Source organism: Streptomyces sp. NPDC005722, assembly GCF_040630935.1.
Classification (GTDB): Bacteria; Actinomycetota; Actinomycetes; order Streptomycetales; family Streptomycetaceae; genus Actinacidiphila.
This window is the reverse complement of record NZ_JBEXYN010000021.1, coordinates 126563-149484: the sequence shown is the minus strand read 5'-3', so window position 1 is coordinate 149484 and position 22922 is coordinate 126563. Positions and strand designations below refer to the sequence as shown.

Here is a 22922-nt window from a genome sequence, read left to right as displayed (position 1 = left end):
AGGAACAGGAGGGCGATGACGCCCCACGAGATGCAAGCAACAGCCCGCCCGAGCAACGCCGGCCACCATCCTTCAGAACGACGAGTGGCTGTTCGCCGGCCTGAGCCCGGGCCGGCCGATCCAGTCGCAGAACATCTACCTGAAACTCAGGCGTCATGGCCTTGGCGGACTCTCCGGCCGCAACACTACGGCCTGCGCTGTCGGCGGACCTTTCTGCCTCATCCCTCCTGCTTTGACCGGTACCGGCGTCGACGCCGCGACGGACCGGACGAACTTCGTCAAGCGCAACCGGACCGGTTGCAGGAATCGGTCGTACTCAGGCCCATGCATGCGCAGCAAGCTGCCGCTGAGCCTCATTCAGCGCCGTCCAGGCATGACGTGGCGGCGAAGCAAGTCAGCAGTTCGGGATGCTCGTGGGCACGGCGCATCACAGGACCGATCCCGCTTCTCGGTGCGCGACAAGCTCCGCTGGCGGCCGGTGGCTGACGACGCGCTGAGCGGGGCGGAGACCGGAGAGTGGGACGCCATGCCTGCGCCCGGCGGAGCGGGTGCGCAGCCAGGGCGCCGGCCTCCGCCCGGCAACACCATGCCCATGCCCTGACAACAGGGTGGGCTGAGCGCAGCCCGTCATGGCCTGCCGGGCCCTGCCGCGGGCCGTTCAACGATGCTGAGAGACGCCTGACGATCGTCCTACAGCTGACCTATCCACCACGGCGCGTCCAGGTTGTCAGCAGCGATGACCTTGGCTCTTGCCAAAATCCGTCCGTCGAGGGTCCGTACGAGAACGCGCAGCTCACGTGCGCTCTTCCTGGGTAGTGCGTGAAGAACGGCTTCAAGGAGTTCACGGAAGCCGGCGCCGTAACACCCGCACTCCGGGATGCCGCAGTCAGGATCTGCGCGTCGGTCCACAAGGTGTCTGAGCGGGCCATGGGCATAGGCTTGCCAGTGCCAGAAGGCCTCTTCAGTGGCTTCGGGCCAGAAGCGGGTCCGCTCCAGCCGACGCAGGTCAGCTGTGCAGGATCCAGAGAGACGATCAATGGGCGGGTAACGACGCCGCGTCCAAGAACGGACAGGGAGGCTGCCCCGCAGAACTGACGGGCGCCTACGCGGCATTGCCCCTTCGGTTGTCGGTCATGGCGGCACGCTACAGAACCACGCGGCATATGGCCACCGTGTATCCGACGGCCCAAAGCCCTGAGCCTGGGAATCACCAGCTCTGGGACTGACGCCCGCCCCGCTCCACCCGCGACCGTCCCGGCCACGCCGCCCGGGGGTCCGAAAGCCACGGACGCCTACGGGGTCGGCATCCCCCACACCATGACGACTACGAAGGTCCCCACCGGAATAACGAGAGCCACAACCATCCCGGCAAGACACCCCCACATGGTCAGTCTGGCACTCGTCCTCGCGTAGACGTCGATCCCGGGCACACCTCGTTCGACCGACGTTCGGGTCCGCTGCACGATCGGAGCCTATCCGCCACGCGTTCACGGCCCGGCGGCGTCCGTGTTCCGAGGCTTCGAGTCAGTTCTTCCGCAAGTGATCCTGCCGCTGACCTGGGCCGCCGGCTCTCAGATCGGGTGGGCATCACTCGTACACGACGGCTGCGCTCAACGCGCGGGCGAACAGTTTCCAGTCACCGTCTGGCGGCATGGGCTGATCGAAGTTGCGGTACCAGTTCGGCGATGCCTGGATCCACGCTGCCAGGGCTTCGAGGTAACGCTCCAGTGTCGCGTTCTCCCATTGGTCGGCGTTGTCCATCAAAGCCGCTCGCAGTCTGCGGACATGGGCTGCGAGGGCTTCCCTGCTCTCGACCGCGTTCGGGTCGTTCGAATGCCGCGTCATGGCGGCACGGTACAACGCGGTCGGCGAGGGGTCTCTTGCGCCAGCCGCTGCCGACGTCCGGAGGGACGGGGCGGACGGGGCGGACGGGGCGGACGGGCGGTTCCGCTGTACGGCCACAGCTGACCGCAGGGGTCCATGACCTGCGGCCGGCGCCGGTTCCGGCCCCTGGGAGGATGGGCGCATGGAGATCGTCCCTGGCCGTGGTGTCGGCCTCGTCGAGATCGGTGAGCACCGTTCGCGCGTCGAGGAACGGATCGGGCTGCCACATCACGGCCCCGGCGGCGAGCGCGCGGTCTACCGCACCTCGCCGATGCTGGTGGTCACCTACGCGGCGGACGACACGGTCGAACTCGTCGAGATCAGTTACTGCGGCGAGGGAGGGGAGGCCGAAGCCACCCTCGACGGCGTCCAGTTGACCTACCGGTTTCTCGATGACGTCGTCTCCGAACTCCATGCCCGGGGGTACACCAGCACCCCCTCCGACATCGGTCACGACTTCCATGCCGGCTTCGCCGTGTGGTCCATGCACTCGCTGTGGGCGGGCGACCTCGACCCGGCGGCCGGCGAGGACGATGAACGCGCCATTGCAGAAGGCGTGTCCGTGGCGCCGTACGCCTACTTCCGGCGGGGCCCGGACGCGGACCCGACCAGTGCGGACGCCGTCGAGCCGGGCTGAGGCGCGACCGCCCGGCGCCGCGTGGCTCACATGCGCGGATGCCCGCCTGCGGCAACCAGGTGCCGCCAGTGCCGTGCGCCGGGGCGACCCGGGCGGCACAAGGCCCGGGCCGCCCGGAGTCATGCCGGACAGCCCGGGCCTTGGCCGTGCGCCGGGGCTGGTGGACACCGTGGACGGATGCGTTCGGGCCCGTCCTCGTCACAACTGGCCGCAGGCGGCTCAGACGTCGAGGATCTGCTCGCTGATCACCTCGAGGAAATCGAACCGCTCCGCCGTACTCGACCCCGGCTGCGGCCGGAAGATCACCATGCGGTGGCCCGTCGCGGGGCTCACCACGATGTCGCACTGCACGTCGAGCGGCCCGGCGTGCGGATGCACCAGCCGCTTCCGCGTGGAACTCATCGGCTTGACGGCCATCTCGTTCCAGTAGCGCGTGAACTCCTCGCTGGCCTCCAGCAGATCGGCGATCAGCCGGTCCGCCGCCGCGTCGCTGCCACGCCCCGCGGCGGCGACCCGCAGGTCCGCGGCGTATCCGCGGCCGATCGCCTCGTGCTCCTCGGCGACGTTGAGCGCGCGCGACGCCTGATCGGTGAACCAGCGCCACGTCACGTTGCCGGCCCGGACGTCCCCCAGTGCCCACGTACCGAGCAGGGCGCGGCTGAGCCGGTTCTGGGCGATCACCGTGGACAGGTCGTCCACGACCTGCGCGGGCACCGTCGTCAAGGCGTCGAGGAGGAACATCATCGCCGGGTCGACGTACCTGCCCGTTCCCCCGGCGCGTGGCGGGGCGTAGCCGGCGAGCCGGTAGAGGTGGTCGCGCTCGTCCACGGACAGACGCAGCGCTCCCGCCAGGCTCGCCAGCATGGCCTGCGAGGGGTGGGCGTTGCGGGACTGCTCCAGCCGCTCGTAGTAGTCGACGGAGATGTTCGCGAGCAGGGCGACCTCGGACCGCCGCAGCCCGGGGGTCCGGCGGCGGCCGCCGGCGATCAGTCCGACGTCGGACGGTCGCAGCGCCTCGCGGCGGGTCCGCAGGAAACCACCGAGGTCGTTGTGGTGCATGGCTCCGCTCATTCCTGAACGGCCTTCATTGCCTCCCCCTGGTACCGCTCACCCACCACCTCGTCGGCTGCGATCACCTCGTCGAGGTCGCCGAGCGTGCCGGCGTCGAGGGTGAGCGCCGCGGCGGCGACGTTCTCCTCCAGGTAGGCGCGGCGCTTCGTGCCGGGGATGGCGGTGACGCCCTGGGACAGTACCCACGCCAGGGCCAGTTGCCCGGGCGTGACGTCGAGCTTCTCGGCGATCACGCGCACCCTGTCGGCGAGGGCGAGGTTGTGCGCGAAGTTCTCGCCGCTGAAGCGGGGGGCGGTGCGCCGCCAGTCGTCCTGGGGCAGCCCGTCCAGGGTGCGCAGCCGCCCGGTGAGGAAGCCGCGGCCGAGCGGGGCGTAGGCGACGAACCCGATGCCCAGCTCGCGTGCGGTGTCGAGCACGCCGTTGCCCTGCGCGGTCCGGGTGAACAGCGAGTACTCGGTCTGGACGGCCGACAGCGGCGCCACCGCGTGGGCGGCGCGGATCGTCTCGGCGGACGCCTCGCTGATGCCGAGGTAGCGCACCTTGCCCTGGGCGACCAGCTCTCCCAGCGCCCCGAAGGTCTCGGCCACCGGCACGTCCGGGTCCACGCGGTGCTGGTAGTACAGGTCGATGCGGTCCGTGCCCAGCCGGCGCAGGGAGCCCTCCACGGCTCGCCGCAGGTACTCGGGCCGTCCGTTCGGGCCGCCGACGACCTTGCCGGACTCGTCCAGCGTCAGTCCGCCGAACTTCGTGGCGAGCAGCACCCGGTCCCGGTGGGGCGCCACCGCGTGCCCGAGCAGTTCCTCACCGCTGTGGGGACCGTACATGTCGGCGGTGTCGAAGAGGGTCACCCCGAGCTCGATCGCCCGGTGGATCGTCTCCACCGACCCGGCGTCGTCCCGGGTGCCGTACACGGCGGTCATCCCCATGGTGCCCAGGCCCTCGACCGACGCCGTCAGTCCCTGGCTGCCGAGTGCGTGCGTCCTGATGCTCATACGTGTCTCCCTCCGGGCGGCCGCCGCTGTTCGGCGACCACCCGGCCAGCCTGCTCCCGCACGGAGCGGCTTCCAGCGTCCGGTTCAGACCCGTCTTCCCAGGACGACACTACGTCCCGTCCCGTGGACGACCTGCGGCGTGCGGGCTGACCTGCTCCTCTGCGCGGTCGCCCGGCCCCGGGCCGGCATGCGGCCGTCCGACGCGCCCGGCCGAGGCATTGACATGTCCGCCTCACTCGCGGACGCTTGAGAGCGCTCTCACGCACCGTTCCGCCACTCCCCCGGCGTCCCTCCACCCCCACACGAGGAGGAAGTCGCGTGCACATCCGACGCAACCCCGTCACGGCCCTGACGACCGCACTGCTGATGACGGCCGGCCTCGCCGTCCTCGGCACCACGTCCCCCCGCGCCGAGGCCGCCGTCCCCGCCACCATCCCGCTGACCGTCACCAACAACTCCGGCCGCAGCGAACCCGTGTACCTCTACGACCTGGGCACCGAACTCGCCACGGGCCGCCAGGGCTGGGCCGACGCGGCCGGCACCTTCCACCCCTGGCCCGCCGGCGGCAACCCGCCGACCCCGGCCCCCGACGCCTCGATCGCCGGTCCCGCCAACGGCAGGTCCGTCACCATCCGGCTCCCCAACTTCTCCGGCCGCCTCTACTTCAGTTACGGCCGCAAGCTGGACTTCCGGCTGACCACCGGGGGCCTGGTGCAGCCCGCGGTGCAGAACCCCTCCGACCCCAACCGCGACATCCTCTTCAACTGGTCCGAGTACACGCTGGGCGACTCCGGCCTGTGGCTCAACAGCACCCAGGTGGACATGTTCTCCGCCCCGTACGCCGTCGGCGTCAAGCGCGCCGACGGCAGCACCACGACCACCGGGCACCTGGTGCCGGGCGGCTGGAGGGGTTTCTTCGCCGCCCTGCGCGGACGGACGGGCGGCTGGGCCGGCCTGGTGCAGACCCGCTCCGACGGCACCGTGCTCCGCGCGCTCTCCCCGGGCCACGGGATCGAGACGGGCGCGCTCCCGAGCACCGCCATGGACGACTACGTCAACCGCGTCTGGCAGAAGTACTCCACGGCGACCCTGACGGTGACCCCCTTCGGCGACCGGCCCGGCACCAGGTACTTCGGACGCGTCTCGGGCGGCGTCATGAACTTCACCGACGCCTCGGGGGCCGTCGTCACCTCGTTCCAGAAGCCCGACGCCGACAGCGTCTTCGGCTGCCACAAGCTGCTCGACGCGCCCAACGACGCGGTGCGCGGGCCGATTTCCCGCACGTTGTGCGCCGGCTTCAACCGCTCGACCCTGCTCACCAACCCGGCCCAGCCGGACACGAGCGCGGCCGGCTTCTACCAGGACGCGGTCACCAACCACTACGCCCGCGAGATCCACGCGCGGATGGCCGACGGCAAGGCGTACGCGTTCGCCTTCGACGACGTCGGCCACCACGAGTCGCTGGTCAACGACGCCAACCCGCAGCAGGCGTACGTCACGCTGGACCCGCTCGACTAGCGTCGCGGACCACGTCGCCTCCCTCTCCCGCCGTGCGGGCGGGGACCGGCGCGCGGGACGGGCGCCGCACGGCGGAGCGGCTCACGCTCCGCCGGGCTGTCCCTGCGCGAGGCGCGCGACGTGGTCCCACTGCTCCAGCCCGGCGAGCCGGCCGGCGTACTCGGTGCGCAGGGCCTCCAGGCCACCGGTCCCGAACAGGGCCCGAAGCGGCGGCTCGGGCGCGTCGACGAGCGCGAGGAGGGCCCCGGCCGTGGCCGCGGGATCGCCCGGCGTGAACCCGCTCGCCTCCGCCCCCGCGTACAGCGCCTGCCGGGCGTGGGCGTACGCCGGGTCCTGCGGGACCTGCGGGGACGCGGCGGCCAGACCGGTGGGGAACATGAGCGGCTCGATCAGGGTGACGTGGATGCCGTAGGCGGCCACTTCGGCGGCGAGCGACTCGCTCATCGCCTCCAGGGCCCACTTGGTGGCCTGGTAGACGCCGAGCGCCGGATAGGCGACCAGGCCCCCGAACGAGGAGACCTGGATGATCCGGCCCGCGCGGCGCTCCCGCATCCCGGGCAGCACGGCACGGGTCGCGGCCAGCGCGCCGAAGTAGTTGACGTCCATCTGGGCCCGGGCCTGTTCCTCCTCGATCTCCTCGACGGCGCCGACCAGCATGTGACCCGCGTTGTTGACCAGTACGTCGATTCCGCCGAACGCCGCCTCGGCGCTCCGCACGGCGTCGCGGACGGCCGCGGTGTCGGCGACGTCGAGCTGCAGGGGCAGGAAACGGTCGCCGTACCGCTCGGACAGCGACGTCAGCGCCGCCTTGTCGCGGGCGGTGGCCGCGAGCCGGTCACCGCGGGCGAGGACCGCCTCGGCCCAGTGTGCGCCCAGTCCGCGGGACGCTCCGGTGAGGAACCAGGTCCGGGGGGTCGTTGCCTTGCTCATGGGAATCTTCTCCGTCGTCGTACGACCGGGCGGCTCCCGGTCCGGTGACCAGCGTTCCGCCGATCGGAGGAGGCAGGCAGAGTCGCCTTACCCAGGGATCGGCGGTCTCTGGCTGCCGCTCCGGCCGTGACGCAGACTCGAAGGGTGGACAGCAAGCAGTTGGCCGATTTCCTGCGGGTGCGCAGGGAGGCGCTCACCCCCGGCGACGTCGGCCTCCCCGGCACGGGGCGCCGGCGCACCCCCGGACTGCGCCGTGAGGAGGTCGCCCGCCTGGCCGACATCTCCACGGACTACTACACGCGCCTGGAGCAGGACCGCGCGCCGCAGCCGTCGCCGGGCGTGCTGCGGGCGATCACCAGGGCGCTGCGTCTGACCCTGGACGAGCGCGACCACCTCTTCCGGCTGGCCGGGCACCGGCCGCCGGACCGCAGGCGGTCCGACGAACACGTCGCGCCGAGCCTGCTCGCCGTACTGGACCGCCTCTCCGACGTCCCGGCCCAGGTGATGACCGACCTCGGTGTCACCCTGGTGCAGAACGACCTGGCACGGGCCGTCTTCGGCGACCTCACCCGGCTGCGCGGTGCCACGGGCACGGCGGTGTACCGCTGGTTCACCGACCCCCGCGTCCGAGCCGGGTATCCCGTCCAGGACCACGCGACGGAGTCCCGGGCGCTGGTCGCGGACCTGCGGGCGGCGGTCGTCCGCCGCGACGACGCGCAGGCCAGGGACCTGGTCGAACGGCTGCTGGGGGCGAGCGCGGAGTTCGCGGCCCTGTGGCGGCTGCACGCGGTGGGAGTGATGCGCGGCAGACGCAAGCGGATCCAGCACCCCGAGGTGGGCCTGCTGGAATTCGACTGCCAGATGCTCGTCGACGACGACCGCACCCAGATCCTCGCCCTCTTCTCGCCGGCCGCGGGCACACCGACGACCGACCGTCTCACCCTCCTCGGTTCCCTGGGACCGCTCGCCGAGCAGCGCGCTTCCGGCTGAGCCGTCCTGTTCCGGGGCCTTCCCGGCGGGCTCAGGGGTAGAGGCCGGCCCGGAAGGTGAACGAGACGAGCTGTGCTCGATCACGTGCGCCGACCTTCGTCATGGCACGCACCGCGTGGGTCTTCACGGTGAACGGCGACACGGACATCTGCGCCGCGATCTCGTCGTTGCCGAGGCCGCTCGCGATGAGGACCACCACGTCCCGCTCCCTGGGGGTCAGGGCGCCGAAGCGCTGCAGGAGCTCCCGGTCGACCACCGGGGGCGGCCGGTCGGTCATGTGGCCGATGAGCGCGGCCGTCGCGGCGGCCGACAGCGCGCCGCCGCCGGCGACGACCTCGGTGATCCCGGCGACGAGTTCGGCGGGGCTCACGGTCTTGCTCAGGAAACCGTTGGCGCCCGCGCGCAGGGCGGCGAGAACGATGTCGTCCTGGTCGAAGGTGGTCAGCACGATGACCCGCGTCTTCTCGGCGGGATGCTCCGCGCGGATCCGGCGGGTGGCCTCGACACCGTCGATGCCGCGCATCCGGATGTCCATCAGGACCAGGTCGACGGGGTGTTCCCGGAGGAAGGGGGCGACCTGGAGTCCGTCGGAGAGGTCACCCACGACGACGAGGGCCGGGTCGAGCCGGAGCATCACCCGGATCCCGGCCCTGATGTCGTCCTGGTCGTCGACGATCAGGATCCGTGTCATCGGACGACGGCCCCCAGGGGGCTGAACTCCGCGTGGACGCGGAACCGCCCGTCGTGGCTGTCGATCGTCAGCCGCCCGCTGGACGACTCGACGCGTTCGCGCATCCCGACGAGCCCGAGTCCGCTGCCCGCGCCGGAGCCGCGGGGTGCGGGACCGACGCGGTTCTCCACGGTGACGCGGATCCTGCCGTCGTGCTCGCGCACGTCCACCGTCGCCGTCCCCTCGCCGTGCCGGTAGGCATTGGTGAGCGCTTCCTGGACGACCCGGTAGACCGTCACGCCGACGCTGGGCTCCACGAAGCCGGCGGGGATGTCGAGGGAGGGCCGGACGTCGAGGCCGATGCTCTCGAAGGAGGCGATGAGTCCTTCCAGGCCGCTGAGCGCCGGGGTCGGCCGGAGCGCCTCGTCGTCGGCGACCTCGTCCCCGAGGCGGAGGAGCGCGAGGATGCGCTGCGTCTCGACGACGACGGTACGGGCGCTCGCCCTGGCCGACACGAGGGCCTGCCGGGAGGACTCGGCGTCCTCGGGCAGCCCGATCTCCGCCGCACCGAGGTGCAGGCTCAGCATCGCGACCTGGTGGCCGATGACGTCGTGGAGGTCCCGGGCGATCCGCAGTCGTTCCTCGGTGACCCGTCGGGTGGCTTCGATCTCGCGGGTGGCGATGGCGCTCTCGGCGCGTTCCTCCAGGATCCACCAGTGGGCCCGGTGGATGCGGAGCGCGGCCCCCGTCGCGCCTCCGGCCACGGCCGAGAACACGGCGGCGGCCCCCACGACCGCGCCGCCCCGGAACCCGCCGACCGTCATGAACGCCCCCAGGAAGGACGCCGCCACGATGCCCGTTCCGGCCAGCGGCTGCTTGCCCCTGAGGGTGACCGAGAACAGGACGAGCACGGCCATCATCCACACCGACAGGGGGTCGTGGCCCACCGCGGTGACGGCGAAGGACGCCGCGCTCGTCGCGACCAGTCCCGCCCACGGCCTCCACCACGACAGCGTGACGCCGGCGCCGGCGAGGAGCACGGCCAGGGCGGTCGGCCAGTCCGAACCCCGCAGGACCACGGCCACGATCTGCCCGGTGAACGCCAGGGCGGCCAGGGCGTAGGCGCCGCGGTGCAGCACCTCGGGGCGGCGGACCCACAGCGGTGCCGCGAGCCCGTCCTGACTGTTCTGCGCCTTGACCATGAGCCGATTGTCGTCCACGGGTGCGGCGGGCGTGTACTTCGAACGATGTAGACCGCGCAGCTTGCCCCGGTCGACGGGACGGCGGGGACGCGTGCCGTCGAGGCGGAGGGCGGAACTACTTCGTTCGAAGTACGCGGCCCTTCCCGAGGCGCCCGAGACTCGTCGTCGAGGCGACCGCCTCACACCGTCACGATCACCACGGGACACCCGATGACTCAGACCACCGTAACCTCGGCCACTTCCCCGACCCCGGCCACGACGACGCCTTCCGGGCTGCGATCGCTCCACCTGATCCGGGTCGTCTTCTCCCTGGTCTGGGTGGCGCTCCTCGCCACGACCTCCGCCTCGCTCGTGTCGGCGGACAGTCCCACGGTGATCGCGGCCGCGCTGCTCGTCGTCTACCCGCTGTGGGACGTGATCGCCACGCTGCTCGAACGCCGCCTGGCCGGCGGCGCCGCGGACCGTGTCGGTACCGTCAACATCGGTCTCGGCCTCGCCGCCACCGCCGGGATGGTCGGCGCCGTGTTCTCCACCATCGGGACGGCCCTCGTCGTGTTCGGCGTCTGGGCCCTCCTCGCCGGAGCGGTCCAGCTCGTCGTGGCGATCCGGCGCCGGCGCAGCGTCGGCGCCCAGTGGCCCATGGTGATCAGCGGCGCACAGTCCGTCCTCGCGGGCGCGACGATCGCCGCCACGTCCGCCTCCGCGACGAGCGGCCTGTCCACCGTCGCCGGCTACTCGGCCTTCGGCGCCTTCTGGTTCCTCGTCTCCGTCGCCGCCCTGAGCGTCCGCGGCCGACGCGCACAGCGTTGACCAGCGGTTTTCCCGGGCCCCACTCCAGCGCGGCCCGTCCCGGGCCGGTGTGCGGTGATCGGCGCTCTCCCGTGGGGTGCATGGCGGTGGTCATGGAGTGAGTGCGGGGGCGGCTAGCATCGCGGGCACCGCTTCCGGACGATAGGAGTTCATCTGTGGGCCACCTGCGCGTCGGAGTCGCTGTTCTGACCATGGGCAACCGGCCTGCGGAGCTCGCCGCGCTGCTGGCCTCGGTTGCCGCGCAGGACCTGCCGGCGGCTCGGGTCGTCGTGGTGGGCAACGGCTCCCCGTTGCCGGCGCTGCCGGACGGGGTGACCGGGGTGGAGCTGCCGGAGAACCTGGGGGTGGCGGGCGGGCGCAACGTGGCCTTGCGGCGCCTGCGCCGGTTCGGAGACGTCGACGTGGTGGTCGACCTGGACGACGACGGGCTGCTGATCGCGGCCGACGTCTTCCGCCGGCTGGCGGAGCTGTACGGCCGGGATGCGCGGCTGGGCATCGTGTCGTTCCGGATCGCGGACGAACTGGGGAGAACACAGCGGAGGCACGTGCCGCGGCTGCGGGCTTCGGACCCGATGCGCGGTGGACTGGTGACGACGTTCCTGGGCGGTGGGCACGCGTTGTCCATGCGCATGCTGGAGGAGACCGGCGGCTGGCCGGACGCGTTCTTCTACGCTCACGAGGAGACGGATCTGGCGTGGCGCGCGCTGGATGCTGGCTGGCGGATCCGGTACGCGCCGGAGCTGGTGTTGCAGCATCCGTGGACGTCCCCGACCCGGCATGCGGTGTTCTACCGGATGGTGGCCCGGAACCGGGTGTGGCTGGCCAAGCGGCATCTGCCCGCTCCGTTGGTTCCGGCGTACCTGGGCGTGTGGGCCGTCCTGACGGTGCTCAAGCGGCCCACGTGGGAGGGGCTTCGGGCGTGGTGGGGCGGCTTCGTGGAGGGGGTTCGCACGCCGTGCGGGGCGCGGCGGCCCATGCGGTGGCGCACCGTGGTGCGAATGACGGCGCTGGGCCGACCCCCGGTTGTGTGACGGTGGTGACGCCGTAGGGCCGGTCGTCGGGCACCGGCGGCGGGCCGGTGGGAACGGTGTGCAGCCGGTGAGTGTGAGCCACGCCGCAGATTCCGCCGGCCCGCAACCCTAGCCTCGGCCGGGCGTCCAACGTGAGGGGACAGCCGTCCCCCGACACCTAGGGCCTCGAGGTCACGCACATGTTCGAACATCACGACACCTTCGGCGCGAGCGCGCCGCTACGGCTGCCCGGCTCCGGCTCCGGGGCACCGGGAGGGGAACGGGCGGTTCTGGGATGAGCACCGTCGCCTGGCCGGTTGCCCCGGGTACGGGTGCGTGGCGCCGGCCGCGGGCGTGGCTGCTGAAGCGCCTGTCCCAGGGACACCGGCGGGAGCCCGGACCCGCTCGCGCCGCCGGCCGGCAGCCGGGCGCGGAGTCCGGTACCGCAGGCGGTCACACTGCGCAGCCCGGCATCGACGACCTGTATCAGCATCGCCGGCTGCACTTCGTGCGCCTCGCGGTGCTCCTGGTCGACGACCTGTCCACAGCCGAGGACGTGGTGCAGGACGCCTTCGCCGCGCTGTTCCGCCGCCATGGCAGCTCCCTCGCCGGCGTGGACGATCCCGAGGCGTACGTGCGGGCCAGTGTCGTGAACGGCGCCCGTTCGGTCCTGCGCCGCCGGCGCACGGTGCGCGCCCATGTCCCCGAACAACCGCTCCCGGTGCCGGCCGCCGACGAAGCGGTACTGCTCGAGGAGGAACACCGCGAGGTGTTCGAGGCGCTGCGGCTCCTCACCCGCCGGCAGCGCGAGGTGCTGGTGCTGCGGTACTGGTCGCATCTGTCCGAGGCGCAGATCGCCGATTCCCTGGGTCTGTCGCGAGGAACGGTGAAGTCCACGGCCAGCCGCGCCCTGACCGCCCTGGGCAGGAACCTGGAGGCACGCCGGTGACCGCGCAGTCCGACCCCCGGGACCTGGAGCGGCTCGAGGACCGGCTGAGCAAGGCCCTGGCCGCGCACGCCGACGCGATCACCCGTGCGGATCTCCGTGCGGCGCAGCCGCCGTCGCTCGCCCGTGTGCCGTGGCTGCACCGGTGGCGCCCGGCGCGGGTGGCCGTCGTGGTCGCGTTGGCCGCGGTGCTGACCGGGGTGTGCCTGCTGGCGGTCCTGAAGTGGCCGCAGCCCGGTGCACCGGTGGTTCCCTCCCGTCCGGCGGTCTCGCCGACCGGGGAGCCGACGGCTCCCTCGGGTTCGCTTTCGCCGGCGCCCGTCCCGGCCCCCTCCGGCAGCGGGAGCTGAATCCCGTACGGACAGGTCCCCCGCGGGGCCCGGTGGCCGTGCCGCCCGGGCCCCGCGACGGGGCGGACACCGTGTGCCCGGGTCAGAGTGCCAGTGCCTCGGTGGGGGGCAGGCGTGAGGCGCGGACCGAGGGGTAGACCCCGGCCAGTACCCCGACGGCCACCGCTCCCAGCACCCCCGCGGCGACGATCCGCAGGGGGAGGACGGGAGGCCACCCCTGCTGGACGCTGTAGCCGACGGAGGCCAGCGCGCCCAGGGCGGTGCCGGCGATCCCGCCGAACGCCGACAGCATCACGGCCTCGGCCAGGAACTGTCCGCGGATCTGCCCCCGGTTGGCGCCGAGGGCCCTGCGCAGTCCGATCTCCTTGCGGCGTTCGAGCACGGAGATGAGCATCGTGTTGGCCACCCCGATCCCCCCGACCAGCAGGGCGACCCCCGCGAGGCCCAGGAACAGCGAGGCGAAGGTGTTCTGTGTGGCTCGCTTGGCGGCCAGCACGTCGGAGGGCCGGCTGATCTGGACCATGCCCGGTGCCTGCGGGTTGAGCGTGGCCGGCAGCACCGCCCGGACGTCCTCCAACGCGTCCTCCCTCGCCTCGACGTACACCACGGTCGGACGGTCGTCGAAGCCGAGGTAGGAGTGGGCCGACCGCCAGCCGACCAGGACGGCCTGCTCCAGTTCCGGGGTGAGCGGCATCGGGTCGAGGATGCCGATGACGGCGAACGAACGGCGGTCGACCGAGATCAACGGGGTCGGGCCACCCGGGTCCAGCCTGGTGATCCCGAGCCATGCCGCGGCCTGGTTGCCCAGCACCACGGTCGGCAGGGACGCGCTCGCCGTGCCGAGGAACCGTCCCGTGCGGACGCTGCCGTGAACGGTCTTCAGGAGTTCGTCCTGGGCGGCCAGCACGGTGATGCCCACGCCGTCGTCGGCCGAGGCCTTGTCGGAGCGCCGCACCTGCGCGTTGAGGTTCGCCACTCCGGCGGCCGAGGTCACGGGGCCGACACGGCGTGCCATGGCCACGGCCTCCACCGGCAGGGACGCCTCCTGCTTCGGCTGGGGAACGGCCTGTGCCCGCAGCAGGTTGGGCCCCAGGGCGTTGAGTTCGTCGACGAGGTGCCGTTGGCTGGACGCCGGGATCCCCGTCACGACGATCATGGTCGCGATGCCGATCGAGATGCCCAGGGCGGACAGCGCCGCGCGCAGGCGGCGAATGCGGATGCCGAGGAAGCCCAGCCGCAGGAAGTCGCCCGGCGGAAGGCGCACCCCGCGCGTGGCGTCGTCCACGGGTGTCCTGGTCATGAGGCTCCTTCCACGCCGGTGTCGCGCACCAGACGGCCGTCCCGCATCTCCACACGCCGGGGCAGTCCCGCGGCGATGTCCCGGTCGTGCGTGATCACGGCGATGGTGGTGCCCTCGTCGTTGAGCCGGCTCAGCAACCGCAGGATCGCTCGGCCGTTGGCCGTGTCCAGGGCACCGGTGGGCTCGTCGGCCAGCACCAGGGCCGGCGTGTTGACCAACGCCCGGGCGATGGCCACTCGTTGCTTCTCCCCACCGCTGAGCTGGTGCGGGAGGTGGTCCACGCGGTGGGCCAGGCCCACGCGGTCCAGGGCCTCCAGGGCCAGCGGACGGCGCCGTCGGCGCAGCACGCCCGCGTACAGGAGCCCGGTGGCCACGTTCTCGGCCGCCGACAGGCCGTCGGTGAGGTGGAACTGCTGGAAGACGAAACCCAGCCACCGTGCCCGCAGGACCGACAGACGCCGGTCCCGCAGTTCGGACACGTCCCGCCCGGCGATCTCCACCCGCCCGCTGCTCGGCTTGTCGAGGGTGCCCATGATGTTGAGCAGCGTCGACTTCCCGGAGCCGGAGGGCCCGACGATGGCGAGGAACTCCCCGCGCCGGATGGTGAGGGACACGTCGTCCAGGGCCCGCACGTCACCGGCGTAGACCTTGCTCGCCCGGACGACCTCCATGACGGGCTCACCCGGCCCCCCGGCCTGCGCCACGTCGGCATGCGGCGCGTCGGCCCGGGCCCGATGACGTCCCGACGACGCGGGAGCCGGCACGCGCAGCCGCACGGTGTCGATGCCGGAGCCGTCCGGGAGGTGGGGTCTCATGAGGCGGTCTCCACGCGCAGGCCCTCGGTCAGGCCGTCACCGGTGACCTCGACGAGGCCGTCGGCGATGAGCCCGGTGCGGACCGCGACGTAGGTTCCGTCGGTCTTCTGCACCGCGTAACCGCCCCCGCTGAGCGCGACCAGGGCACCGACCGGTACAGCCAGGACGTCCTTCCTGGCGGCGGCCGTGAAACGGACCTGCACGCTCGCCGCGTCGTACTTCAAGGGGGCCCCGGGCACGACGCTCACGTTGAGCGTGGGCGGCGTGTTCTGGTTCTCGGCACCGTCCCCGCCCCCCTGGACGCTCTGGCTGATGGAGGCCACGGTCCCCGGGATCTCGCGGTTGTCTGGCAGGGTGATCACGACGTGCGCGCCCGCCGCGATGCCGTCGGTGTCCGTCGCCTGCACGGGCACGCTCACGGACTTGGTGGTGCGGGTGACGGTCAGGACGGGCTCGGCGACCGGGTCCCCGAGCTGGGCCTGCAGCGAGCTGATCCTCACCGGACCCGGCAGCACCATGATCTGCCCGACGTCCAACGTGCCGGTGGGAGTCATTCCCACGTACTCCTGCCACCGCTTCACCGCGGCCGACAGACCCGCGGTGTAGACGTCCCCCGTCTGGTCGGCCCGGCTGCCACCCGTCGCCGTGCCCCGGGCGACGGGGTCGGCGCGGGGGCCGATGTCGTAACCGAGCGCCTCCAGGTTGTCGGCGACCATGGTCACGTCCCTGCCGCGCAGCGTGGACTTGTCCAGCTTCCGGAACAGCGGCGTACTGCCGTAGAAGACGACGACCGGCCGGTCGTCCACCGCGTACAGCTGCCGGCCGCGCTTGACCGTCGTCCCCGTCGCGGGGAGCTGGGTGATCGTTCCCGTACCGACGCCCTTGACCGTGATGTCGGCCCCGTACCCCAGGGTTCCGCGGTAGGTCTGGCTGTCGGCCAGGTCCCGCCGGACCACCGTCGCGACGGCGGAATCCGCCGGCTTCCGGACCGTACCGGGCGCGCGGTGGTGGTCGGAGACGAGCTCGTACCCGCCGAGGACGGCGCCTCCCCCCACCACGACCACGACCACGACCGTGGCGGCACGCCGCAGCGGGCGCTTCCCGGAGGCCCGGACCCGCCTATTCGTTGCCACCGAAGGCTTCCATCTCGCAGTCGTGCTCGATCTTGGAGGTGTCCTGCCCGGTACCGACGTAGTCGTCGTCGTAGGTCCAGGTCAGTCCGTTCGGGCCGTCACTGGTGTCGTTGACCAGGTGGACCTTGATGCCCTTGGAGCGCAGGCACTTCACGTCCTCCTGCCAGTCCTGGCGGTACCGGGGGTTCAGGGCGGGGTCGAGTTCGGGCGGCGCGAGGGGCAACTTGTCGGCGCAGGCCCGCTTCGCGCCCTCCGGCACCGGCTCCGCGATGAACAGCGGCTGCTCCTCGCCGGGAGGAGCGGCGGCGCCGGCCCCTCCGGTCTTGGCACCGTTCGCCAGAAGGCACTTGTCCCAGGCCTTGATCAGACGGGCGCGGCGTTCCGGCGAGTCGTCCAGCCGCAGCTGGGGGCGGTTCCCGGAGTCCGCTTGCGCCCCCGACGCGACCGGTGACCCGTCAGGCGCGGAGGCCGAGCCGGACGGGGGCAGCGAAGCCACCTGGGGCTCCGCGTCGTGGGCGGCCGGGTCGCTCGCGGAGCCGCCGCAACCGGAGAGGACGGCCAGCACTGCCGAGGCCACGGCGCCTACCGCCATATGGCGGACGCCGGACCGTGCCGTGAGGGGGCTGAGTCGCTTGAATGGCATGGGAATCCCTGGTGTCAGGACACGTCGATCGGTGGGCCCGCTCTTCGCCGGGGCCCTCGATCCCACAGACGCGCGGGTCCGGCCGGGGTTGCTTCCGGGGGTGGTGTGTCCCACGTCACGCCCGCGTCGGCACCGGCCGCGCTCGGCTGTACGCCGACCTGATCACCGTCGTACGGGCCGGCCGGACAGGCGCCCGTACGACCGGCGTCGCGGGCGAGGCGTCGCGGCCACCATCAGGGCCGGGCGGCTGCGTCAAGGCGGCGGGACCCGTCAGCGAGCCACCGTGTCGGCCCGCCGGTCACGCAGGACGCGCTCCCGCAAGGTCAGCCCGACCTGCCGTATCCACGCCACCGGGAGGGAGACGTCACCGGCAGCACACAGGACCGAGGGCCTCGACGTCCGCTCTCCCCCGCGGACTTCGAGGCCCTCACCCGATCCCGGTCGGGTCATGCCTGGGTGAGCACGATCTTCTTCCCTGCGGCCCGTCCGTTGACCACCCGGACGAACGCGGCCGGTCCCTCGCTCAGCGGCACGGTTTCCGGTGCGAGTTGCAAGGTTCCCGCGGCGGCCTGATCCGCCAGCCGGGCAAGCTGCGCGCCGTTGGGCTCGATGTAGAGGTCCCAGCTCGTGATGCCCCGTTCCTCCGGCGGCGCGTCCGAGGTCAGGGAGCACAGCCGGCCCCCGTCCCGCACCAAGGGCAGGGCCGCCACCGCCGTGCCGGCGGCGATGATCAGGGCGGCGTCGAACCCGCCGCGCACCTTGGCCGGCCAGTCCGGGTCGTGGTAGTCGACGACCTCCACCGCCCCCAGACCGAGCAGGCGCTTCTCGGCGGCGGGGGAGGCGGTCGCGGTCACCTCGATGCCCTCGGCCGCGGCGAGCTGGACGGCCAGGGCACCGGTGGCCCCGGCTCCGTTGGTGACCAGGAGCCGCTGCCCACGGCTGAGGTCCAGCTTCTCCAGGGCCTGCAGTGCGGTGAGTCCGTTCACCGGCAGCGCCGCGGCCTGCACGGCGTCCAGCCCGGGCGGGCAGGCCGCCGTGTGATCCGCGTCGATCAGGACGCGTTCGGCCCAGAAGCCGCTGCCCCCGGGCAGCGGGGCCTCGTGCGCGAGCACCCGGTCGCCGACACCGAACCCGGTGACACCCGCGCCGACGGCCAGCACCTTCCCCGCGCCCTCCACTCCCAGCGCCGCCGGCGGGCGCAGCCCCACGTCCCAACTGGCGTCGATCGGCAGTTCGTCCCACGGGCCGACCCCGGCCGCCTCGACCGCCACCAGGATCTGACCGGGCCCGGGAGACGGCGGTTCGGGCAACTCCAGCAGGGTCACTTCCTTCTCCGCCCCGAGCACTCCGCACGCCTTCACAGCAGCTCTCCGTCCTCTCACCGGGTCCGGCCGACAGGGAGGTACCGGCCGGAAACCGACAGCAGGCACCAGTGTCGACCTCGGGACTCCCGGCGAGGGTCGTTTGCGGTCGCAGCAGCATTCGTGTCGAGCCTAGGCAGCCGGCGCCCAGGACGTGTGGTCCAGTTGACGAGCGACCGGCTGGGCCATTCGTGGAACGGGGCACCCGGACGGCACTACGACACGGCCCCCGGACCCCGCGCACGGTCCCACGACCACGGCCGCGGGCTCGATGGAGCGCCGCACGTCGAACCGGCGTCGGACACGAGTCCGGTGCAGGGGTGGTCGACTTGGGCCGGTGCCGAGACCGGCACATGACCAGGAGTCGGCCGATGCTCAACGTTCGACGGCGGCTGTGGCTCCTGCGCGGAGCGAGGCCGTCCTGGGACGACCTCCGCAACGACGGCAAAGCCTGAGGGGAGCGGTGCCTGGCCGGGGGCCGGTCGGTCGGACTCAGCCCTTCTCGACCTTGATCGAGGAGACCCTGTCGTTGAACTCACCGTCGAAGCGGGCGAGGTCGGACGTCAGGACCAGCGAACGCCCCTTCAGGCCGGGATCGGTGTAGAGGGTGACCTTCCATCCGGCCGGGACCCGCACCGAGCTGATGACGTCGTCACCGACCTGCTCATCGGTGAGCACGGTGTACGTGCCCGCCTCGAGCTCCGCGGCCCGCCCTCCGAAGTCGTGGTGCTCGAAGACCCTGGGTACGGATGAATCGGAGAGGCTCTTCCCGTCGATGAAGGAACTCAACGAAAGGGTGACCCCCTCGCGGATGCGCTGTTCAAAGCCGAATCCGAGCTGCGATCGGTCGTTTGCCTTCGCCATGCGGCAGCGCTCCTGACTTCTCGGCACTGTTGCCAGGGCAACCGGCCCACGCCGCGTTTCGGCGTCACGGACTGGGGACCCGTTCGAGCGTACGAGCGGGTCACGTCGGGTGGCGCGCAGGATTGGCCCGAAAGGACCACACGGGGGCCTCGTGCGGTGGGCAGGGCCGGTTTCCCGTGCGCAGCAATTCACCCCGTGCGGAAAGCCTCACGATGGGGCAAGGTGGAACCGAGGGCCGAATCGCCGGGACAGCGCCTCTTCGGAGCACAGGCTCCGGGGCGCACCGAGTGGAATGCTGCTGCTCGGTGCCGGAAGTCCGCACCGGCCCGCGGCACAGGCCCCTCGCCACCGGATCGGAAGCGCTCCGGACAGGCATCCGCCCGCGGATGCCTGTCGCACCGGTGGCCCGTCATCGCGTGAGGAGCGGCAGGTGGAAATAGACAGGGCCGACACGGCGGTCGTGTTCATTGACCCACAGAACGACGTTCTGAGCAAGGACGGAGCGAACTGGGACGCGGTGGGGGCGAGCGTCACGGAGAACATGACCGTCGAGAACATGGAGAGGATCTTCGAGGCGGCGAAGAAGGGCGGGTACGAGGTCTTCATCTCGCCCCACTACTTCTACCCGACGGACAACGGGTGGCGAATGAACGGGCCGCTCGAGACGAACGAGTTGGAGACACACACGTTCGCGCGGTCGGGCCAGCTCGATCTGACCGGGTTCCGGAACTCCGGGGCGGACTGGCTGGAGAGGTTCAAGCCCTACATCGAGGACGGCAAAACAGTCGTTGCCAGCCCGCACAAGGTGTTCGGACCGGAAAGCAACGACCTGGCACTGCAACTGCGCAAACGCGGAATGCAGAGGATCATCCTCGGCGGGATGCTGGCGAACATGTGCGTCGAGTCCCACATGCGTCACCTCATCGAGGAGGGATTCGAGGTCGCCGTGGTCAGGGACGCGACGGCCGGGCCCCGGCACCCGGTCTGGGGCGACGGCTACCAGGCGGCGATCATCAACTACGGCTTCTTCGCCCATGCGTTGCTGTCGACGGACGAAGTGATCGACAGGATGCACTGAGGCGGCCGCGCACCAGAGGCGACGCCGATCCGCACGGTGCGTCTGGGCCGTAAGCCCCGGGCCGGGCCGCTCGGGGACGGATTGTCAGTGGGGCCGCCTAGGGTGGGGACGACCAGGAACCGCGACGAGAGACTGGAAGTCCCATGACGACCCTTTCCGACCGTCCGAACACCGCGCTGCTCGTCATCGACGTGCAGAACGGGGTGGTGACCGGCTCCCACAACCGGGACGACGTCATCGCGAACATCAACACCCTGATCGGCAAGGCGCGGGCCGAGGACGTGCCGGTGATCTGGGTGCAGCACTCGGACGAGGACCTCGAGAAGGGCAGCGAGGGCTGGCAGTACGTGCCGGAGCTCGTGCGTGAGGAGTCGGAGCCGCTGATCCACAAGCTCTACGGCGACTCCTTCGAGGACACCGAGCTGGAGGCGGTGCTCGCGGACCGCGGCGTGGGCCGGCTGGTCGTGACGGGCGCCCAGACCGACGCGTGCATCCGCTCGACCCTGCACGGGGGGCTCGTCCGCGGCTACGACGTCACCCTCGTCGGCGACGCGCACACCACGGAGGACCTCAGCTCGTACGGGGCGCCCGGGCCGGAGCAGGTGATCGCGCACACCAACCTCTACTGGAAGCACCAGAACGCCCCCGGGCGCCGTGGCGGCACGCTCGACACCGCCGAGGTCTCGTTCGCGGCGGCCGACGCGGGCTGAGCCCGCCGGGCCCTACGGTTCGCCTCGGCGTGGGCCGTGCGTGCGGCGCACGCCGAGCGGACCGGGCGGACGGCGGCCCGTCAGAGGGCGCCGTGGCCTGCGTGGACCGCCGCGGCGTGGATCGGTCCCGCCGTGCCGCTGAGCGGGGACCCTGAGCCGCCGCGCCGCCCCGCGATGATCTCGGCGGCGATGGACACCGCCGTCTCCTGCGGGGTCAGGGCGCCGATGTCGAGCCCGATCGGCGAACTCAGGCGCGCGAGTTCGGATTCGGTCAGGCCCGCTCGCCGGAGCCGTTCGAGGCGGTCCTCGTGGGTGCGCCGGGAGCCCATCGCCCCGACGAACCCCAGGAACGGCAGCCGGAGCGCCACCTCCAGCAGCGGTACGTCGAACTTCGGGTCGTGGGTGAGCACGGCCACCATCGTGCGGGCGTCGACGCGGCCGGCCTCCGACTCCGCCGCGAGGTAGCGGTGCGGCCAGGCGACGACGACCTCGTGGGCGTCGGGGAAGCGGGCCGCAGTGGTGAACACCGGGCGTGCGTCGCAGACCGTGACCCGGTGGCCGAGGAGCGCGCCCTGCCGGGCGAGGGCGGCGGCGAAGTCCGTGGCGCCGAAGACCAGCAGACGGGGCGGCGGCGCGTAGGAACGGACGAAGACCCGCCGATCGCCGTGGCGGCGCAGCCCGCTCGTGCCGCGGGCCAGCATGGCGCGGGCGTCGTCGGTGACGGCGTCGTCCAGTGCGGCGGAGCCGAGCCCGCCCGAGCGTCCCTGGGGGCGTACCACCAGGCGTGTGCCGGTGCCGGGGCCGGAGACGGTCGTGGCCACGGCGACGGCCCGGCCCTCCGCCATGTCGTCGAGGACGGCGGGCAGTTCGGGGAAGCCGGCCGGGGAGACCGGCTCGACGAAGACGTCGATGGTGCCGCCGCAGGTGAGACCGACGGCGAAGGCGTCGTCGTCACTGATCCCGTACTGGTGCAGTTGCGGCGTCATCGTACGGACGACCTCGCGCGCCACCTCGTACACGGCGGCTTCGACGCAGCCGCCGGACACGCTCCCGGCGACCTCGCCCCCGGCGGACACCGCCATCGCCGCGCCCGGGGGACGGGGCGCGCTGCGGTAGGCCGCGACGACGGTGGCGAGTCCGACGGTGCGTCCCTCCTCGTACCAGGAGCGGAGGGGGCCGGCCAGCTCACGCATCGCGGGCCTCAGACGAGCCAGACGACGAGCAGGACCACCACGACCACCGCGACGGCGGCCGGGATCGCCCGCTTGAGCACGGCGCCCCTGGCGACGCCCATGAGGTCGATCGGCTCGGGCTCCGGTGTGGTCCGCACCGGGGCGGGTGCCGGTTCGGGCGCTGGTTCGGGGGACGGCTCCGGTGGCGGCGGCGCGCCGTCCGCGTCATGCCGGGGCTCGCCCTGCGCCTCGCCTTCCGCGACGTCTCCCGCGGCCGCGGACGGAGACGGCGCCGCAGTCGCAGCCGGGACCGAGGCCGCGGCCTCGCCCCCGCCGACCGTCGCCGGCTCCGGGGCGCGCTCCTGCGCCAGTTGCCGTTCCAGGGCCTCCACGAACTGCCCGAGCAGCTTCCGGCTGACCTCCTCGATCATGCCCTTGCCGAACTGCGCGACCTTGCCGGTGATCGTCAGCTTGGTCCCGACCGTCACCAGCGTCGATTCGCCGTCGGGCACCAGCCGCGCGGTGATGCGCGCGTCCGCGTTCCCCTGCCCGCGGGCGTCGCGCCCGCGTGCCCGCAGCACCGCCGTCCGGCTGCCGGGGTCCTGCTCCTCGAAGGCGGCGGTGCCCTTGTACTGGACGGTCACCGGGCCGACCTTCACCTTCACCAGCCCGGTGTACGTGTCGCCGTCCCGCCCGGTGAGCTGGGCGCCCGGCATGCAGGGCGCGATGCGCTCGACATCGGTGAGCAGCGCCCAGGCCTGGTCCGGCGGCAGGCTCACTCGGAACTCGTTGGTGAAGTCCATCGAGGGCAGACCTCTCTTCCGGTGGGGGCGTCG

23 protein-coding genes are annotated in these 22922 nt (G+C 72.2%); 9 read left to right on the top strand and 14 right to left on the bottom strand.

Features of this window, described 5'->3' with window-relative positions:
• Positions 1–1587: 1587 nt before the first annotated feature.
• Positions 1588–1845, bottom strand: a complete 258-nt coding sequence (locus ABZ479_RS23850) for a DUF7660 family protein (RefSeq protein ID WP_500463469.1) — start codon at positions 1843–1845, stop codon at positions 1588–1590.
• Between the two features lie 181 nt (positions 1846–2026).
• Here ABZ479_RS23850 and ABZ479_RS23845 point away from each other — a divergent pair, with 181 nt between their 5' ends.
• The gene (locus ABZ479_RS23845; protein ID WP_500463468.1) at positions 2027–2521 is read left to right on the top strand and encodes a hypothetical protein; all 495 of its coding nucleotides are present in this window, start codon (positions 2027–2029) and stop codon (positions 2519–2521) included.
• Between the two features lie 219 nt (positions 2522–2740).
• Here ABZ479_RS23845 and ABZ479_RS23840 read toward each other — a convergent pair whose 3' ends face one another.
• On the bottom strand, positions 2741–3580 hold the full coding sequence (locus ABZ479_RS23840) for a helix-turn-helix transcriptional regulator (RefSeq protein ID WP_500463467.1): 840 nt from the start codon (positions 3578–3580) through the stop codon (positions 2741–2743).
• Between the two features lie 8 nt (positions 3581–3588).
• The gene (locus ABZ479_RS23835; RefSeq protein ID WP_500463478.1) at positions 3589–4578 is read right to left on the bottom strand and encodes an aldo/keto reductase; all 990 of its coding nucleotides are present in this window, start codon (positions 4576–4578) and stop codon (positions 3589–3591) included.
• Between the two features lie 372 nt (positions 4579–4950).
• Between ABZ479_RS23835 and ABZ479_RS23830 the strand changes: the two genes are divergently transcribed.
• Positions 4951–6102: a glycoside hydrolase family 64 protein gene (locus ABZ479_RS23830; protein WP_500463477.1), complete on the top strand. Its 1152-nt coding sequence runs from the start codon at positions 4951–4953 to the stop codon at positions 6100–6102.
• Positions 6103–6183: 81 nt separating this feature from the next.
• Here ABZ479_RS23830 and ABZ479_RS23825 read toward each other — a convergent pair whose 3' ends face one another.
• Complete coding sequence (locus ABZ479_RS23825; protein ID WP_500463466.1) at positions 6184–7032, bottom strand: SDR family NAD(P)-dependent oxidoreductase; 849 nt, start codon at positions 7030–7032, stop codon at positions 6184–6186.
• Between the two features lie 144 nt (positions 7033–7176).
• Here ABZ479_RS23825 and ABZ479_RS23820 point away from each other — a divergent pair, with 144 nt between their 5' ends.
• On the top strand, positions 7177–8022 hold the full coding sequence (locus ABZ479_RS23820) for a helix-turn-helix domain-containing protein (RefSeq protein ID WP_500463465.1): 846 nt from the start codon (positions 7177–7179) through the stop codon (positions 8020–8022).
• Between the two features lie 31 nt (positions 8023–8053).
• On the opposite strand, the gene ABZ479_RS23815 is transcribed toward ABZ479_RS23820, so the two are convergent.
• Together ABZ479_RS23815 and ABZ479_RS23810 are read right to left on the bottom strand one after the other, a co-directional pair.
• Positions 8054–8713, bottom strand: a complete 660-nt coding sequence (locus ABZ479_RS23815; RefSeq protein WP_500463464.1) for a response regulator transcription factor — start codon at positions 8711–8713, stop codon at positions 8054–8056.
• Positions 8710–9894 (bottom strand): sensor histidine kinase, encoded by a 1185-nt coding sequence (locus tag ABZ479_RS23810; RefSeq protein WP_500463463.1) that lies wholly within the window; start codon positions 9892–9894, stop codon positions 8710–8712. The genes ABZ479_RS23815 and ABZ479_RS23810 overlap by 4 nt, the downstream gene beginning before the upstream one ends.
• 210 nt (positions 9895–10104) lie before the next feature.
• Between ABZ479_RS23810 and ABZ479_RS23805 the strand changes: the two genes are divergently transcribed.
• The 4 genes from ABZ479_RS23805 (at position 10105) to ABZ479_RS23790 (ending at position 13010) form a co-directional block, all read left to right on the top strand.
• Positions 10105–10704 (top strand): DUF308 domain-containing protein, encoded by a 600-nt coding sequence (locus tag ABZ479_RS23805; RefSeq protein WP_500463462.1) that lies wholly within the window; start codon positions 10105–10107, stop codon positions 10702–10704.
• Between the two features lie 155 nt (positions 10705–10859).
• A complete protein-coding gene (locus tag ABZ479_RS23800; RefSeq protein ID WP_500463461.1) occupies positions 10860–11735 on the top strand; it encodes a glycosyltransferase family 2 protein in 876 nt (291 codons plus the stop codon).
• Between the two features lie 274 nt (positions 11736–12009).
• The gene (locus ABZ479_RS23795; protein WP_500463460.1) at positions 12010–12663 is read left to right on the top strand and encodes a SigE family RNA polymerase sigma factor; all 654 of its coding nucleotides are present in this window, start codon (positions 12010–12012) and stop codon (positions 12661–12663) included.
• Positions 12660–13010 (top strand): hypothetical protein, encoded by a 351-nt coding sequence (locus ABZ479_RS23790; protein WP_500463459.1) that lies wholly within the window; start codon positions 12660–12662, stop codon positions 13008–13010. The genes ABZ479_RS23795 and ABZ479_RS23790 overlap by 4 nt, the downstream gene beginning before the upstream one ends.
• A gap of 82 nt (positions 13011–13092) precedes the next feature.
• Here ABZ479_RS23790 and ABZ479_RS23785 read toward each other — a convergent pair whose 3' ends face one another.
• The 6 genes from ABZ479_RS23785 to ABZ479_RS23760 form a co-directional block, all read right to left on the bottom strand.
• Complete coding sequence (locus tag ABZ479_RS23785; RefSeq protein ID WP_500463458.1) at positions 13093–14310, bottom strand: ABC transporter permease; 1218 nt, start codon at positions 14308–14310, stop codon at positions 13093–13095.
• A complete protein-coding gene (locus ABZ479_RS23780) occupies positions 14307–14981 on the bottom strand; it encodes an ABC transporter ATP-binding protein (protein WP_500463476.1) in 675 nt (224 codons plus the stop codon). Before ABZ479_RS23780 ends, ABZ479_RS23785 begins: the two co-directional genes overlap by 4 nt.
• A 140-nt stretch (positions 14982–15121) precedes the next feature.
• Complete coding sequence (locus ABZ479_RS23775; RefSeq protein WP_500463457.1) at positions 15122–16258, bottom strand: efflux RND transporter periplasmic adaptor subunit; 1137 nt, start codon at positions 16256–16258, stop codon at positions 15122–15124.
• Positions 16245–16835: a hypothetical protein gene (locus tag ABZ479_RS23770; protein ID WP_500463456.1), complete on the bottom strand. Its 591-nt coding sequence runs from the start codon at positions 16833–16835 to the stop codon at positions 16245–16247. The genes ABZ479_RS23775 and ABZ479_RS23770 overlap by 14 nt, the downstream gene beginning before the upstream one ends.
• A 512-nt stretch (positions 16836–17347) precedes the next feature.
• The gene (locus ABZ479_RS23765; RefSeq protein WP_500463455.1) at positions 17348–18262 is read right to left on the bottom strand and encodes an NADP-dependent oxidoreductase; all 915 of its coding nucleotides are present in this window, start codon (positions 18260–18262) and stop codon (positions 17348–17350) included.
• A 492-nt stretch (positions 18263–18754) separates the two neighbouring features.
• Positions 18755–19126 carry a beta/gamma crystallin family protein gene (locus tag ABZ479_RS23760; RefSeq protein ID WP_500463454.1) on the bottom strand — a complete coding sequence of 124 codons (372 nt, stop codon included), beginning with the start codon at positions 19124–19126 and terminating at the stop codon, positions 18755–18757.
• Positions 19127–19556: 430 nt separating this feature from the next.
• Here ABZ479_RS23760 and ABZ479_RS23755 point away from each other — a divergent pair, with 430 nt between their 5' ends.
• Both ABZ479_RS23755 and ABZ479_RS23750 read left to right on the top strand, forming a co-directional pair.
• On the top strand, positions 19557–20204 hold the full coding sequence (locus tag ABZ479_RS23755; protein WP_500463453.1) for a cysteine hydrolase family protein: 648 nt from the start codon (positions 19557–19559) through the stop codon (positions 20202–20204).
• 143 nt (positions 20205–20347) lie between these two features.
• Positions 20348–20914, top strand: coding sequence for a cysteine hydrolase family protein (locus tag ABZ479_RS23750; protein WP_500463452.1), 567 nt, complete (start codon positions 20348–20350; stop codon positions 20912–20914).
• Between the two features lie 80 nt (positions 20915–20994).
• Here ABZ479_RS23750 and ABZ479_RS23745 read toward each other — a convergent pair whose 3' ends face one another.
• Complete coding sequence (locus ABZ479_RS23745) at positions 20995–22107, bottom strand: XdhC family protein (RefSeq protein WP_500463451.1); 1113 nt, start codon at positions 22105–22107, stop codon at positions 20995–20997.
• A gap of 8 nt (positions 22108–22115) precedes the next feature.
• A complete protein-coding gene (locus ABZ479_RS23740; protein WP_500463450.1) occupies positions 22116–22889 on the bottom strand; it encodes an SRPBCC family protein in 774 nt (257 codons plus the stop codon).
• Positions 22890–22922 lie beyond the last annotated feature (33 nt).

Bases quoted from the DNA above. Each gene is read 5' to 3' on its own strand.
- ABZ479_RS23785 (WP_500463458.1), bottom strand. From the start codon at position 14,310: ATGACCAGGACACCCGTGGACGACGCCACGCGCGGGGTGCGCCTTCCG.
- ABZ479_RS23840 (WP_500463467.1), bottom strand. From the start codon at position 3,580: ATGCACCACAACGACCTCGGTGGTTTCCTGCGGACCCGCCGCGAGGCG.
- ABZ479_RS23750 (WP_500463452.1), top strand. From the start codon at position 20,348: ATGACGACCCTTTCCGACCGTCCGAACACCGCGCTGCTCGTCATCGAC.
- ABZ479_RS23845 (WP_500463468.1), top strand. From the start codon at position 2,027: ATGGAGATCGTCCCTGGCCGTGGTGTCGGCCTCGTCGAGATCGGTGAG.
- ABZ479_RS23810 (WP_500463463.1), bottom strand. From the start codon at position 9,894: ATGGTCAAGGCGCAGAACAGTCAGGACGGGCTCGCGGCACCGCTGTGG.
- ABZ479_RS23825 (WP_500463466.1), bottom strand. From the start codon at position 7,032: ATGAGCAAGGCAACGACCCCCCGGACCTGGTTCCTCACCGGAGCGTCC.
- ABZ479_RS23830 (WP_500463477.1), top strand. From the start codon at position 4,951: ATGACGGCCGGCCTCGCCGTCCTCGGCACCACGTCCCCCCGCGCCGAG.
- ABZ479_RS23740 (WP_500463450.1), bottom strand. From the start codon at position 22,889: ATGGACTTCACCAACGAGTTCCGAGTGAGCCTGCCGCCGGACCAGGCC.
- ABZ479_RS23815 (WP_500463464.1), bottom strand. From the start codon at position 8,713: ATGACACGGATCCTGATCGTCGACGACCAGGACGACATCAGGGCCGGG.
- ABZ479_RS23745 (WP_500463451.1), bottom strand. From the start codon at position 22,107: ATGCGTGAGCTGGCCGGCCCCCTCCGCTCCTGGTACGAGGAGGGACGC.
- ABZ479_RS23795 (WP_500463460.1), top strand. From the start codon at position 12,010: ATGAGCACCGTCGCCTGGCCGGTTGCCCCGGGTACGGGTGCGTGGCGC.
- ABZ479_RS23850 (WP_500463469.1), bottom strand. From the start codon at position 1,845: ATGACGCGGCATTCGAACGACCCGAACGCGGTCGAGAGCAGGGAAGCC.
- ABZ479_RS23805 (WP_500463462.1), top strand. From the start codon at position 10,105: ATGACTCAGACCACCGTAACCTCGGCCACTTCCCCGACCCCGGCCACG.
- ABZ479_RS23780 (WP_500463476.1), bottom strand. From the start codon at position 14,981: ATGGAGGTCGTCCGGGCGAGCAAGGTCTACGCCGGTGACGTGCGGGCC.
- ABZ479_RS23760 (WP_500463454.1), bottom strand. From the start codon at position 19,126: ATGGCGAAGGCAAACGACCGATCGCAGCTCGGATTCGGCTTTGAACAG.